This is a genomic window from Streptomyces vietnamensis (assembly GCF_000830005.1).
Taxonomy (GTDB): Bacteria; Actinomycetota; Actinomycetes; order Streptomycetales; family Streptomycetaceae; genus Streptomyces; species Streptomyces vietnamensis.
The window spans coordinates 1,335,648-1,348,389 of sequence record NZ_CP010407.1 but is presented as its reverse complement, the minus strand read 5'-3'; the positions used below and the strand labels follow the sequence as shown (position 1 = coordinate 1,348,389).

Annotated in this window: 13 protein-coding genes; 9 read left to right on the top strand and 4 right to left on the bottom strand. The window is 73.9% G+C overall.

The window, feature by feature from the left end:
* Nucleotides 1–54: 54 nt before the first annotated feature.
* The gene (locus tag SVTN_RS05820) at nt 55–1,185 is read right to left on the bottom strand and encodes a DUF8017 domain-containing protein (RefSeq protein ID WP_041128089.1); all 1,131 of its coding nucleotides are present in this window, start codon (nt 1,183–1,185) and stop codon (nt 55–57) included.
* Between the two features lie 106 nt (nt 1,186–1,291).
* Here SVTN_RS05820 and SVTN_RS05815 point away from each other — a divergent pair, with 106 nt between their 5' ends.
* The 3 genes from SVTN_RS05815 to SVTN_RS05805 all read left to right on the top strand — a co-directional run bounded on the left by SVTN_RS05815 (nt 1,292) and on the right by SVTN_RS05805 (nt 3,373).
* Entirely contained in the window at nt 1,292–1,753 is a 462-nt protein-coding gene (locus SVTN_RS05815; RefSeq protein ID WP_174518235.1) for a DUF4442 domain-containing protein, read from the top strand.
* A gap of 293 nt (nt 1,754–2,046) precedes the next feature.
* Nucleotides 2,047–2,550: a hypothetical protein gene (locus tag SVTN_RS05810; protein ID WP_041128087.1), complete on the top strand. Its 504-nt coding sequence runs from the start codon at nt 2,047–2,049 to the stop codon at nt 2,548–2,550.
* Between the two features lie 169 nt (nt 2,551–2,719).
* A complete protein-coding gene (locus SVTN_RS05805) occupies nt 2,720–3,373 on the top strand; it encodes a DedA family protein (protein WP_041128086.1) in 654 nt (217 codons plus the stop codon).
* A gap of 80 nt (nt 3,374–3,453) precedes the next feature.
* On the opposite strand, the gene SVTN_RS05800 is transcribed toward SVTN_RS05805, so the two are convergent.
* The gene (locus tag SVTN_RS05800) at nt 3,454–3,981 is read right to left on the bottom strand and encodes a gamma carbonic anhydrase family protein (protein ID WP_041128085.1); all 528 of its coding nucleotides are present in this window, start codon (nt 3,979–3,981) and stop codon (nt 3,454–3,456) included.
* A gap of 147 nt (nt 3,982–4,128) precedes the next feature.
* On the opposite strand from SVTN_RS05800, the gene SVTN_RS05795 reads away from it, so the two are divergent.
* Nucleotides 4,129–4,896 carry an acyltransferase gene (locus SVTN_RS05795; RefSeq protein WP_041128084.1) on the top strand — a complete coding sequence of 256 codons (768 nt, stop codon included), beginning with the start codon at nt 4,129–4,131 and terminating at the stop codon, nt 4,894–4,896.
* A 9-nt stretch (nt 4,897–4,905) separates the two neighbouring features.
* Here SVTN_RS05795 and SVTN_RS05790 read toward each other — a convergent pair whose 3' ends face one another.
* A complete protein-coding gene (locus tag SVTN_RS05790) occupies nt 4,906–5,769 on the bottom strand; it encodes a DMT family transporter (RefSeq protein ID WP_041128083.1) in 864 nt (287 codons plus the stop codon).
* A gap of 104 nt (nt 5,770–5,873) precedes the next feature.
* Between SVTN_RS05790 and SVTN_RS05785 the strand changes: the two genes are divergently transcribed.
* Nucleotides 5,874–6,446, top strand: a complete 573-nt coding sequence (locus tag SVTN_RS05785; protein ID WP_041128082.1) for a helix-turn-helix domain-containing protein — start codon at nt 5,874–5,876, stop codon at nt 6,444–6,446.
* Between the two features lie 58 nt (nt 6,447–6,504).
* Complete coding sequence (locus SVTN_RS05780) at nt 6,505–7,068, top strand: YbaK/EbsC family protein (RefSeq protein WP_041128081.1); 564 nt, start codon at nt 6,505–6,507, stop codon at nt 7,066–7,068.
* 48 nt (nt 7,069–7,116) lie between these two features.
* On the opposite strand, the gene SVTN_RS05775 is transcribed toward SVTN_RS05780, so the two are convergent.
* Complete coding sequence (locus tag SVTN_RS05775; protein WP_052498998.1) at nt 7,117–7,557, bottom strand: CoA-binding protein; 441 nt, start codon at nt 7,555–7,557, stop codon at nt 7,117–7,119.
* Between the two features lie 149 nt (nt 7,558–7,706).
* On the opposite strand from SVTN_RS05775, the gene SVTN_RS05770 reads away from it, so the two are divergent.
* The 3 genes from SVTN_RS05770 to SVTN_RS05760 all read left to right on the top strand — a co-directional run bounded on the left by SVTN_RS05770 (nt 7,707) and on the right by SVTN_RS05760 (nt 12,676).
* The gene (locus SVTN_RS05770; RefSeq protein ID WP_041128080.1) at nt 7,707–8,333 is read left to right on the top strand and encodes a YigZ family protein; all 627 of its coding nucleotides are present in this window, start codon (nt 7,707–7,709) and stop codon (nt 8,331–8,333) included.
* Nucleotides 8,334–8,477: 144 nt separating this feature from the next.
* The gene (locus tag SVTN_RS05765; RefSeq protein ID WP_041128079.1) at nt 8,478–9,647 is read left to right on the top strand and encodes an exonuclease SbcCD subunit D; all 1,170 of its coding nucleotides are present in this window, start codon (nt 8,478–8,480) and stop codon (nt 9,645–9,647) included.
* Entirely contained in the window at nt 9,644–12,676 is a 3,033-nt protein-coding gene (locus tag SVTN_RS05760) for an AAA family ATPase (RefSeq protein ID WP_041128078.1), read from the top strand. The genes SVTN_RS05765 and SVTN_RS05760 overlap by 4 nt, the downstream gene beginning before the upstream one ends.
* Nucleotides 12,677–12,742: the final 66 nt, after the last annotated feature.

The window sequence follows — 12,742 nt, the reverse complement described above, 5'->3', positions numbered from 1 at the left end:
GAGGAATCGGAATCCCGAGGTCAGGACCCGGAGGAGGTCAGGACCCGGAGGAGGTCAGGACCCGGAGGGGGCGAGCCGGACCGTGGAGAGGATCTGCCGGATCGTCGCGTCGGGCAGCTCGTCCTTGACGCCGTCGGCCCCGTAGAGCACCCAGGTCGAGAAGTCGCCCGCGGCGTTCTTGAAGGAGAAGGCGATCGACTTCCCGTCCGTCTCGCACTTGTTGCGCTTCTTGACGTTCGGCGCCGTGGCCGTCGCCATGCTGCCGGTGAGGCCGGACTTCGTCGTGTACGGCACCGGCTTGGTGATCTTGATGGTGCTCTGCGGCATGTGCTGCGCGTAGCCGCCCCACACCCACGTGCCGGCCTCGCTGCGCGCGAGGGACGAGGTGTCCTTGGCGCCCTGGCCGCCCTTGGTGCCGGCCGTGGACAGGCTCCAGGTCTCGTCGGTGCCGTTCTTGTTGACGTCGTACGTGCACCACTTGCTCTTGAAGCTCGTGGGGCTGGACATCGTCACCAGCGGAAGGCCGCCGCCCTTCTTCTCGTCCTCGAAGAAGGTGATCGAGCCCGGCTTGAACACCTCCCACTCCGGCGGTACGTCGAAGAGGGTGCCGTACTTCGGGTTGTAGACGACCTTCCAGCCGGGGATCGTCGGCTGCTGCGCCGCGCCGTCGCGCGGGTTGTCGATCCCGGACGACTGGCTCGGGTCGGGCGCCGGGGCGGACGAGGGGTCCGCGGAGGCGGTGGCCGTGACGGACGGCTTGGGGTCGTCGGCGGTGTTCTTCTTGTCGTCGTCCTTGCCGAGCACGAGGAACGCGGCGACTCCGGCCGCGACGACCACGGCGGTGGCGGCGACGATCGCCACGATCGTCGTCTGCTTCTTCTTCCCGCCGTCGGGCCCGCCGGGCTGTCCGGGGCCCGGCACCGCGTACTGCTGCGGCACGGTCGGCTGCTGGTACGGGTTCGGGTAACCCGGCTGCTGCGCGTACCCCTGCTGCGGGTAGCCGGGCTGCGCGGGCGGCTGTTGCGGGTAGCCGGGCTGTGTCGGCGGCTGCTGCGGATACCCGGGCTGGGTGGGCGGCTGCTGCTGATACGGGTTCGGCTGCTGGTACCCCGACTGCTGGTAGGGGTTCTGACTCTGGTCCTGCGGGTTCTGCTCGCCCCCGGGCGGCTGCTGTCCTGGCCACATGGCCAGTAACCATAGAGGTGCGGGGGCCGCTCGACCACGCCCGCCCCCGGGCCGGGGACGGGCGGGGGATGGCCAAGGCTGCTACTCGTGGGTAACATCACGGTCCATGAGCGCAGACCAGATGTCCGTCGGCGAGATGCTCGCCGCCACGGTCCCCATGGCCGGAACCCTCAACCTGGAGTTCCTGGAGACCACCGCCGAGCGCGCCGTCGTGCGCCTCCCGGACCAGCCCGCCTACCACAACCACGTCGGCGGCCCGCACGCCGGAGCGATGTTCACCCTGGCCGAGTCCGCCAGCGGCGCCATCGTGCTCGCCGCCTTCGGCGACCAGCTGAGCCGCGCGGTCCCGCTCGCCGTCAAGGCCGAGATCGGCTACAAGAAGCTGGCCATGGGCGTCGTCACCGCCACCGCCACCCTCGGCCGCCCCGCCGCCGAGGTCGTCGCCGAACTCGACGCCGGACAGCGGCCGGAGTTCCCGGTGCGGATCGACATCACCCGCGAGGACGGCGCCGTGACCGGCGAGATGACGGTGCTGTGGACGCTCAGGCCCAACGACCTGGGAAAGTGAGCCGGACGGCGGGCGCAGGTCCCGCATCGGCCCCCTCGCCTCTCGGCGACTGAGCGCTGCTGAACGCGGCGCGGCGGAAAGGGAGACGTCCACGGCGCGGGAGTCGCGATCGCCCGCGTCGATCCGGCCGTGGACGCACCTCTCGAACGTGATGCGAGGGTCCGGTCGGCGGTGCTCTGGTTCGAGGGGGTGCTATCCGGCCAAAGAGTTGACGGGTGCATGACAATTCAAGGTCCCTGTGGGACCTTCCCTGAGGCTCACACCCCACAAGGACGCGGCCCAGAAGGAGCGACATGAGGCAGTTCTCGGCACTCTCGTGCGTCACCGCCCTGATCATCGCGGCCACCGCCGGAGCCACCACGGCGGCGAACGCCTTCGGACCCACCGCAACGCAGCAGGTCGACGGCGTGATCGTGGTCTCGGGCAGCACCTGCACCTGGACCAACGCCCGGACCAGCGCCAACCCGCCCACCGCGCTGTCCATCGACCGCACCAGCATCAACACGCCGGGCGGCAACCTGAGCTGTACCGGAGGCATCACCGCCGCCCTCAACAACAACCCCAACGTCACCTTCGACGACGCGGCCGGCCAGGCGAAGGCCGACGTCATCGACATCACGGGAACGCAGTACGGCATCTCCTGCCGCTACAAGGCGACCAACGTCCTGCTGAACCGCGACAGCACCACCCGCAGGTACGTGAACCAGGCGTTCACCGCGACGAAGACCTCCGGCAGCTTCCTCTGCCCGGGATCGGTCACCACCGCCGCAGGCGGCGCCTCCCTGCTCTTCCACTGACACCCGGTGGACATGACGAAGTCCCCGCCTCGTCCGGACCTCTCCGGGCCCCTCCGAGGCGGGGGCTTCGTCGGCGTCGAGGTCCGTTCATCCCGACCGGGTAGGCTTCCACGGCGTGCCCGCCGACGTACCTGCCGGGCCGTCGAGCAGCCGACACGGGAGGAACCGCGTGCACGTCCAGGAATGGCTGGAGACGATCCCCGCGGTCGCCGTCTACGTCCTCGTGGCGGTGGTGATCGGGGTGGAGAGCCTGGGCATCCCGCTGCCTGGCGAGATCGTGCTCGTCAGCTCGGCGCTGCTCGCCTCGCAGCACGGCGACATCAATCCGTACGTCCTCGGCGCCTGCGCCACCGCCGGCGCGATCGTCGGCGACTCGATCGGCTACGCGATCGGCCGCAAGGGCGGACGGCCGCTCCTCGCCAAGCTGGGCCGGAGGTTCCCCAAGCACTTCAGCGAGGCCAACATCGGGCTCGCCGAGAACTCCTTCCAGAAGTGGGGCATGTGGGCGGTCTTCTTCGGCCGCTTCATCGCCCTCCTCCGCATCTTCGCGGGGCCGCTCGCGGGCGTGCTGCAGATGCCGTACTGGAAGTTCCTCATCGCCAACGTCCTCGGCGGCATCCTGTGGGCGGGCGGCACCACGGCCGTCATCTACACGGTCGGCGTCGTCGCCGAGGCCTGGCTCAAGCGCTTCTCCTGGCTGGGCCTCGTCCTCGCCGTGCTGATCGGCATCGTCTCGATGCTGGTGGTCAAGAACCGCGCCAAGAAGGCGGCGGCGCAGCGGGCCGAGGCCGCGGAGCAGGAGCCGGTCCCGGTGGCGGACTGAGCGCGGACCGTACGCGTACGGAGCGGAGGGCGGCACCCGGGAACGGGCGCCGCCCTCCTTCGCGTACAAGCCCGTACGGCTTACTCCTCGAAGGCCTCGGCGTGGCCCTTGGCGAGCAGCAGGTACATCTCGGCGTTCAGCTGGATGCCCGCCTTCTCCTCCTCGGTCAGCGGGCGGCGCACCTTGGCGGGGACGCCGGCGACCAGCGAGCCCGGCGGGATCTCCATCCCCTGCGGGACGAGCGCCTGGGCGGCGACGAGCGAGCCCGCGCCGATCCGGGCCCCGTTGAGGACGGTCGCGCCCATCCCGACGAGCACGTCGTCCTCGATGGTGCAGCCGTGCACGGTCGCGTTGTGGCCGACGGTGACCCGGTCGCCGATCGAGACGGGGAAGCCGGGGTCGACGTGGACGGTGCAGTTGTCCTGGATGTTGGAGTCCTCGCCGATCGCGATCGGACCGCAGTCCGCCCGCAGGACCGCGTGGTACCAGATGCTGGCGCGGGCGCCGAGCGTGACCTCGCCGAGCACCACGGAGGTCGGGGCGGTGAAGGCGGTCGGATCGATCTGCGGCTCCTTGCCGCCCACTCCCTTGATCAACGCCTCTGTCATGGTTCGCTCCTGATGGTCGGATCCGCAGATCGTCAGCCGTCGTGTCACGCCCGGGGGTGCCCCCGGGCGCAGCCTATGCCGTGCTCATGACGGACATCACAGCGCACCGCACTGATCAGGCACGACGGCGCCGACTACGGTGGCCGGGTGCCCAGGAACAGAAACACGTTCTCATCCCTCGCCGCCTGGCGGCGCCGGGTCCTCGCCCGTGCCGTGCAGGGCGGCTGGCGCTGGGTGCAGCAGGCCGGCTCCGTCACCGCCGAGCACCCCGGGAAGCTGCGGTTCCGCCGCCTCGGCGCGGGCACCCGGCTCGCCTTCCCGCAGGGCACGGTCTTCGGCGAGCCGTGGATCGAGATCGGCGAGTGCTGCATCATCGCCGAGCAGGTCACGCTGACGGCGGGGATGCTGCCGGACCTCGACCTCGGGAAGGACACGGTCCTGACCCTCGGCGACGGCGTCGTCCTCGGCCGGGGCAGCCACGTCATCGCCGACGCGAAGGTGACGATCGGCTCGGACACGTACTGCGGTCCGTACGTCTACATCACCTCGACCAACCACAGTTACGACGACCCGGACGAGCCCGTCGGCCGCCAGTGGCCCCGCTCCGAACCGGTCTCCATCGGCCCCGGCTGCTGGCTGGGCACGGGCGCGGTGATCCTCCCCGGCGCGCGGCTCGGCCGGAACGTCGTCGTCGCGGCGGGCGCGGTGGTGCGCGGGGAGGTCCCGGACCACTCGGTCGTGGCGGGCGCCCCGGCGAAGGTCGTCCGCAGCTGGACCCCGGAGACCGGCTGGCAGCCCCCGCTCCGTACCCCCGCCCCCACCCCGATACCGGAACACGTCACCCCGGAGCAGCTCGCGGCGCTCGCGGTGTGGGAGGCCCAGCGCGCGGGAAGCTCCGAGTCCGTCCCGTCGTGATGTGAGCGGTCACCCCGTCGCCAGGAGGACCGTGCCCACCAGGGCGAGGCCCGCGCCCGCCGCCTGGACGGCACGCAGCCGCTCCTTGAGGACGCCACGGGCCGCGAGGGCCGTGATCACCGGGTAGAGGCTGGCGAGGACGGCCGCGACGGTGACCGGGCCCTGCTGGGCGGCGATCGCGTACGTGCCGTTGGCGGCGACGTCCGCGAGGCCCACGAAGGCGAGGGCCGGAAGCGCGGCGCGGACGACCCCGGGGCCGCCCTCGGGGAGCGCGCGGCCGCCGCGCCTCACCGAGGCGTACAGGGCTCCGCCGCCGACCAGGACGTTGGTGACGCGCTGGACGAACAGGGCGAGGAACAGGCCCGTCACGGTCGTGGACGCCTCGGCGATGAGCGTCATCACCGAGCCGAAGCCGAAGGCCGCGACCAGGGTCAGCAGGACCGCCTGGCGCTGGACGGGCGCCCCGCGCAGCTCCGGTCCGCCCGCGAGCACCACGCCGAGGATCGCCACCGCGATCCCGGCGAACTGGAGCAGTCCCGGCCGGTCGCCGACGAGGAGGCCGATGGAGACGGGGACGACGACGCCGAGGGAGCCGAGCGGGGAGACGACGCCCATCGGGCCGAGCGCGAGCGCCTTGTAGAAGGCGAGCATGGCCGCCGGGCCGACGACGCCCGCCCCGACCGCGTACCAGAGCTGGGGCCCCGCCTCGGTCCAGGCGCCGGTCGCGAGGACGATCGTGCCGAGGACGAGGACCGCGAGGGTCTGGGAGACCACGACGACGGTGAGGGCGGGGATCCGCCGGGTGAGGAGCCCTCCCCCGAAGTCGGCGAGGCCCCACAGCAGGCTGGTGGCCAGGGCGAACAGGGCGGTCATGGATCCTCGCAGGGGCGTGCGGCAGTACAGTGCAGTGAACAATCGGGTGCACCCCACCGTAGTTCAGTTCATTGAACTCTGTCATCCAGAATATTGGACGGAATGTGTCGGACCTCGACCAGCTCACGCAGTCGCTCGCCCGGAACCTGAAGCGCTGGCGCAAGGAGCGGGGATTCACCCTGGACGCGCTCGCCGCCCGGGCGGGCGTCAGCCGCGGAATGATCATCCAGATCGAGCAGGCCCGGACCAACCCCAGCGTCGGCACCACCGTGAAGCTGGCCGACGCCCTCGGCGTCTCCATCACGACCCTCCTCGACTACGAGCAGGGCCCCCAGGTCCGGCTCGTCCCGCCCGGCCAGGCCGTCCGCATGTGGTCCACCTCCACCGGCAGCCACACCACCCTCCTGGTCGGCACCGAGGCCCGCGGCCCGCTGGAGCTCTGGTCCTGGACCCTCATGCCGGGCGACGGCAGCGCCTCCGACCCGCACCCGGACGGCACGGTCGAACTCCTCCACGTCACCGCGGGGACGCTCACCCTGGTCGTGGACGGCGAGGACCATCCGCTGCCCGCCGGCACCTCCGCCGTCTTCGAGGCCAACGTCGCGCACACCTACCGCAACGACGGCGACGAGCCGGCCGAGATGACGATGGCCGTCTCCATCCCGCCAGTGCGCTGACTCCCGCACGCTGAGACGGCCCGCCCTGCGCCCCGCGGCAGTTGTTAGCGTGCAGCCCATGCGCGCACCCATCGGAGACTTCGACGACGCCCGGCCCGCCCCCGACTGCCTCGACCTGCTGACCGGCCCCGTCGCGGCCGCCGTCCGCGCCTGGACGGGTCCCGTCCCGGCCGACCGGCTGGTGTACGTGGACACCGACCCGGCCATCGCCGACACGGCCGTCTTCGTGGAGCACTACGGGCCCGCGCTCCTCGACGAGTCCGCCAACTGCGTGGTCGTCGCGGGCAGGCGCGGCGAGATGACGACCCTCGCCGCGTGCCTCGTGAAGTCGGCGACCCGGGTCGACGTCAACGGCGTCGTCCGCAAGCACCTCGGCGCCCGCAAGGCCTCGTTCGCGCCGATGGACACCGCGACCGGCGAGACGGGCATGGAGTACGGCGGGATCACCCCCATCGGCCTCCCCGCCGACTGGCCCCTCCTCGTCGACGCCGCCGTCGTCGACACCGAGTGGGTCCTCGTCGGCAGCGGCCGCCGCCGCGGCAAGCTCATCGTCCCCGGCAAGGCCTTCGCCCAACTCCCCGGCGCCGTCGTCCTGGAGGGCCTCGGCGTCCCCGTCGGCTGAACCTCCCGGGACTCAGGTCCTGTCCGGAGGATCAGGGTCGGACAGGCCTCAGCCCAGGCGCGGTATCTCAATGGCGGGGCAGCGGTCCATGACCATGTCGAGGCCCGCCTCGCGCGTACGGGCGAAGGCCTCGTCGTCGATCACGTCCAGCTGGAACCAGACCGCCTTGGCGCCGATCGCGACGGCCTCGTCCGCGACGGCGCCCGCCAGGTCGCTGTTCACGAAGACGTCGACGACGTCGACCGGGAAGGGGATGTCGGCGAGCGAGGCGTAGCCCTGCTCGCCGTGGACCGTCTCCGCCTTCGGGTGCACCGGGACGATCCGCTTGCCGAAGCGCTGGAGGACCGCCGCCACCCCGTACGCGGCACGGGCCCGGTTCGAGGAGAGGCCGACCACCGCCCACGTGTCGCCCGTGGACGTCAGGATCCGCCGCACCGCCTCCGACGCGGAGTACGCGGTGGGGTCCGTGGTCGTGGTGTCTGTGCTCATCGCTTCTGCTGCCTCTCGTCGGCGCGGCCCGTCCCCCTGTGAACGAGCCGTGCCGAGCCGGGATTCCCGTACGCCCGACGAAGCGCCCCTGAGATGTCCCCTACGGGCCGACGGGCAGGGCGGGGCCGGACGGAACGTAGGCTGGGCGGATGCAGGAGCAGTACCGCACGCTGGCCCGCGAGGGTGTGCACGAGACCGAGATCAACCGATCGCGCTTCCTCTGCGCGCTCGCGCCCGTCGCCGACGAGCGGGAGGCGCAGGAGTTCATCGCGCGCATCCGCAAGGAGCACCCGACCGCCACCCACAACTGCTTCGCGTACGTCCTCGGCGCCGACGCCTCCGTGCAGAAGGCGAGCGACGACGGCGAACCCGGCGGCACGGCCGGCGTCCCCATGCTCCAGATGCTGCTGCGCCGCGAGATGCGGTACGTGGTCGCCGTCGTCACCCGCTACTACGGCGGCGTGAAGCTCGGCGCGGGCGGCCTGATCCGCGCGTACGGCGGGGTGGTCGGCGAGGCGCTCGACGCGCTCGGCACCGTCACCCGGCAGCGCTTCCGGCTCGCCACCGTCACCGTCGACCACCAGCGCGCGGGCAAGCTGGAGAACGACCTGCGGGCCACCGGCCGCGCCGTCCGGGACGTGCGGTACGCCGACGCCGTCACGATCGAGATCGGCCTCCCGGACGCGGACGTCCCCGCCTTCCGCGGCTGGCTCGCCGACGCCACGGCGGGCACGGCCTCCTTCGAACTCGGCGGCGAGGCCTACGGGGACGCGTGATGCGTCACACGTGACCTCCCGCGCATCCCCCACGCGCCCGCGTGGACCGGCCCCGCCCACCCTTCCGCTCGGGATAGCGTGGTGGGCGCACACGAACGGGAAGCGGCGGCGAGGAGCGGGACACATGCGGGGTGGGACGGCATCGTGAGGCTCCTGCACACCTCGGACTGGCATCTCGGCCGGTCTTTCCACCGCGTCGGCCTGCTCGACGCCCAGGCCGCCTTCCTCGACCACCTCGTGGCGACCGTCCACGCGCACGACGTGGACGCCGTCCTCGTCGCCGGGGACGTCTACGACCGGGCCGTGCCCCCGCTGCCCGCCGTCGAGCTCTTCGACACCGCCCTGCACCGCCTCGCCGAGGCCGGGGTGCCCACCGTCATGATCTCCGGCAACCACGACTCGGCCCGCCGGCTCGGGGTCGGCGCCGGACTCATCGAGCGCGCCGGCATCCACCTCCGTACCGACCCCGACGGCATCGGCACCCCCGTCGTCCTCTCCGACGCCCACGGCGAGGTCGCCCTCTACGGGCTGCCCTACCTCGAACCCGCGCTCGTCCGCGAGCGGCTCGGCGCCGAGAAGGCCGGCCACGAGGCGGTCCTCGCCGCCGCCATGGACCGGGTCCGCGCCGACCTCGCCGGCCGGCCCGCCGGCACCCGCTCCGTCGTCCTCGCCCACGCCTTCGTCGCGGGCGGCGCCCCCAGCGACAGCGAGCGGGACATCACCGTCGGCGGCGTCGCCGCCGTCCCCACCGGCGTCTTCGACGGCGTCGACTACGTCGCCCTCGGCCACCTCCACGGCAGCCAGACCCTCACCCCGCGCGTCCGCTACTCCGGCTCCCCCCTCGCGTACTCCTTCTCCGAGGCCGACCACCGCAAGACGATGTGGCTGATCGAGCTCGGCGAGGACGGGGAGATCACCGGCGACGTACGCCTCGACTGCCCCGTCCCGCGCCCCCTCGCCCGCATCCGGGGGCGGCTCGACGACCTCCTCGACGATCCCGCGCTCGCCCCGCACGAGCAGTCCTGGGTCGAGGCCACCCTCACCGACCCCGTGCGGCCCGCCGATCCCATGGCCCGGCTCGCCGCACGCTTCCCGCACACCCTCAACCTGGTCTTCGACCCCGAGCGGACCGGGGACGACCCCGGCGCCTCCTACGCCCAGCGGCTCCGGGACCGCAGCGACCAGCAGATCGCGGAGGACTTCGTGGCCCACGTACGCGGCGGCGCCGCCCTCGACGGCGCCGAACGGGCCGTCCTGTACGGGGCGTTCGACGACGTCCGGGTCGACGCGGCCGAGCGCGAGGTGGGCCGGTGAGGCTGCACCGCCTGGAGATCACGGCGTTCGGGCCGTTCGGCACCACGCAGAGGGTCGACTTCGACGCCCTGTCCGCCGCCGGGCTCTTCCTCCTCCACGGGCCCACCGGCGCGGGCAAGACCTCCGTCCTCGACGCCGTCTGCTTCGCCCTGTACGGGAGCGTGCCCGGCGAGCGCCAGACCCGCGGCGCCTCCCTGCGCAGCGACCACGCTCCCGTCGGCACGTACACCGAGGTCCTCCTCGAACTGACCGTGGGGGACCGACGCCTGGAGATCACCCGCCGCCCGGCCCAGCAGCGCCCCAAGAAGCGCGGCGGCGGCTTCACCACCGAGAAGGCCCAGACCTGGCTCCGCCAGTACGACCCGGCCACCGGCGAGTGGGCCGGACTCAGCCGTTCCCACCAGGAGATAGGGGAGGAGATCACCCAGCTCGTCGGCATGAGCCGCGAGCAGTTCTGCCAGGTCGTCCTCCTCCCGCAGGGCGACTTCGCCCGCTTCCTGCGCGCCGACGCCGAGGCCCGCGGCAAGCTCCTCGGCCGCCTCTTCGACACCCGTCGCTTCGCCGCCGTCGAGGAACGCCTCGCCGAACTGCGGCGCACGGCGCAGCAGCAGGTCGAGGACGGGGACGCGCGGCTGCTCACCCTCGCCCACCGCATGACCCAGGCCGCCGGCGGCCTCGACAGCGCCCGCACCCCCGTCGAGGGCCGGCCCGGCGATCCCGGGCTCGCCGAGTCCGTCCTCACCTGGGCCGCCGTCGCCCGCGCGGAGGCCCGCGAGGCCCTCGACATCGCCGGCGTGCGCCTCGCCGCCGCCGAGGGCGGACAGGCCGCCGCGCGGGCCGCCCTCGACGCGGAGAACGACCTCGCCGCCCGGCAGGCCCGGCACGCCGACGCCCTCCGGCGCCGCGAGCGGCTCACCGAGCAGGCGCCCGAGCGCGACCGCCTCCAGGACTCCCTCGACCGCAGCCTCAAGGCCGACCGGGTGGCGCCCGCGCTCGGACTGCGCCGGGACGCCGAGCGCGAGCACGCCGCCGCGCACACCGCCCGGGAGCGGGCCCGCGCCCTGCTGCCCCCCGAGCTCGCCGACGCGGGCGCCGAACACCTCTCCGCCCTCGAACACCGGCTGCGCGAGGAGTTGGGCGGTCTCGACGCGGCCCGCCGCGCCGAGCGCCGCGCGGCCGCCGTCGCCGAGGAGCGCGCCGTACTCGCCCGGGAGGCGCGCGCCGACGAGGACGCCCTCCGGGACGCGGCCGACTGGCTCACCGGCTGGGAACCGCGCCGCACGGCCCTCACCGAGCGCGTCGAGGCCGCCCGCGACGCCGCCGCCCGCGCCGAGCACCTCGCGGGCCGTCTGGAGCCCGCCCGCCGCCGGCTCGCCGCGGCCCGCCGCCGTGACGCCCTCGCCGAGGACACCAGGGCGGCCGAGGCGCGCCTCGCGGAGGCCCGTGAGCGGCGCAACGGCGCCCACGAGAGCTGGCTCGACGTCAAGTCCCGCCGCCTGGAGGGCATCGCCGCCGAACTCGCGGTCGCCCTCGCCCCGGGCGACCCCTGCCAGGTCTGCGGCTCCACCGACCATCCGGCCCCCGCCCGCACCACCGCCGGCCACGTCGACCGCGCCACCGAGGACGCCGCCTACGCGGCCTACACCCGCGCCGAGGAGACCCGCACGGCCGCCGAACGCGACCTCGCCGTCACCCGCGAGGCCTGGTCGGCGGCGCGTACGGAGGTCCTGGCGGGGGCGGAAGGGGAGGAGCCCACCGTCGCCGAACTCGCGGCGGAAGCGGACGAGCTGGCCCGGCTGTACGCCGAGGCGCACGCGCTCGCCGGACAGACGCACAGCGCGCGGGAGGCGCTCGCGCGGGCCGAGCGGGAGTACGAGGAGCGGGTCGGCGCGCAGCGGGAGGCCGAACGACGGGTCGCCGCGCGGACCTCGCGCCGGGAGGCCCTGGAACGGGAGCAGTCCACGCTTGACGAGGAACTCGCCCGGGGACGCGGCGCGTTCGCCAGCGTGGCCGAACACGCCACCCTCCTGGAGCGGCGCGTCGCCCTCCTGGCCGACGCCGCCGAAACCGTACGCACCGCCGAACTCGCCGCCCAGCGCCTCAAGGAGGCCGACGACCGGCTCGCCGACGCCGCCTACCGGGCGGGCTTCACCCCCCCCGCCGAGGCCGCCGGCGCCCTCCTCGGCGAGGGCGAACGCCGAGCCCTCCAGCAGCGCGTGGACGCCTGGCAGGCCGAGGCCGCCGCCGTCGCGGACCGGCTCGCCGAGCCCGGCACGGCCGAGGCCGCCGCCCTGCCGCCCGCCGACCCCGCCGCCGCCGAGGCCGCCCACACGGCGGCGCAGCGCGCGCTCCGCGAGGCCGACTCCGCCCTGGCCGCCGCCCGCGAGCGGGCCGCCGGACTCGCCGGACTCTCCCGGCAGGCCCTCACCGAGGTCCGCCGCCTCGGGCCGCTGCGCGAGGAGTACGACCGGGTGGCCCGCCTCGCCGCCCTCACCGCCGGCACCTCCGCGGAGAACGAGCGCCGGATGCGCCTGGAGTCGTACGTGCTCGCCGCCCGCCTCGAGCAGGTCGCGGCGGCCGCGAGCGCCCGCCTCCAGCGCATGTCCTCGGGCCGCTACACCCTCGTCCACTCCGACGCGCGCTCCGGCGGCAGGCGGGCCGGCCTCGGACTGCACGTCGTCGACGCCTGGACCGGCAACGAGCGCGACACGGCCACCCTCTCCGGCGGCGAGACCTTCTTCGCCTCGCTCGCGCTCGCCCTCGGCCTCGCCGACGTCGTCACCGACGAGGCCGGCGGGGTCCGGCTCGACACCCTCTTCATCGACGAGGGCTTCGGGAGCCTCGACGAGCAGACCCTCGACGAGGTCCTCGACGTCCTCGACTCGCTGCGCGAACGGGACCGCAGCGTCGGCATCGTCAGCCACGTCGGCGACCTCCGCCGCCGGATCCCGGCCCAGCTGGAGGTCGTCAAGGCGCGGCAGGGCTCGGCGGTCCGGCTGCGCACCGGAGGGGACGCGCTTTCCGGTTGAGGCGACGCGCCCAGCGGCTGCCCCGGCGCTCCCTCACCGGCCGGGGCGACGCGCCCAGCGGCCGGG

What these genes read in the sequence shown, in the direction of transcription:
- SVTN_RS05820 (WP_041128089.1), bottom strand. Translation starts at nt 1,185, where the DNA reads ATGTGGCCAGGACAGCAGCCGCCCGGGGGCGAGCAGAACCCGCAGGAC.
- SVTN_RS05815 (WP_174518235.1), top strand. Translation starts at nt 1,292, where the DNA reads ATGAGCGCAGACCAGATGTCCGTCGGCGAGATGCTCGCCGCCACGGTC.
- SVTN_RS05810 (WP_041128087.1), top strand. Translation starts at nt 2,047, where the DNA reads ATGAGGCAGTTCTCGGCACTCTCGTGCGTCACCGCCCTGATCATCGCG.
- SVTN_RS05800 (WP_041128085.1), bottom strand. Translation starts at nt 3,981, where the DNA reads ATGACAGAGGCGTTGATCAAGGGAGTGGGCGGCAAGGAGCCGCAGATC.
- SVTN_RS05790 (WP_041128083.1), bottom strand. Translation starts at nt 5,769, where the DNA reads ATGACCGCCCTGTTCGCCCTGGCCACCAGCCTGCTGTGGGGCCTCGCC.
- SVTN_RS05780 (WP_041128081.1), top strand. Translation starts at nt 6,505, where the DNA reads ATGCGCGCACCCATCGGAGACTTCGACGACGCCCGGCCCGCCCCCGAC.
- SVTN_RS05775 (WP_052498998.1), bottom strand. Translation starts at nt 7,557, where the DNA reads ATGAGCACAGACACCACGACCACGGACCCCACCGCGTACTCCGCGTCG.
- SVTN_RS05770 (WP_041128080.1), top strand. Translation starts at nt 7,707, where the DNA reads ATGCAGGAGCAGTACCGCACGCTGGCCCGCGAGGGTGTGCACGAGACC.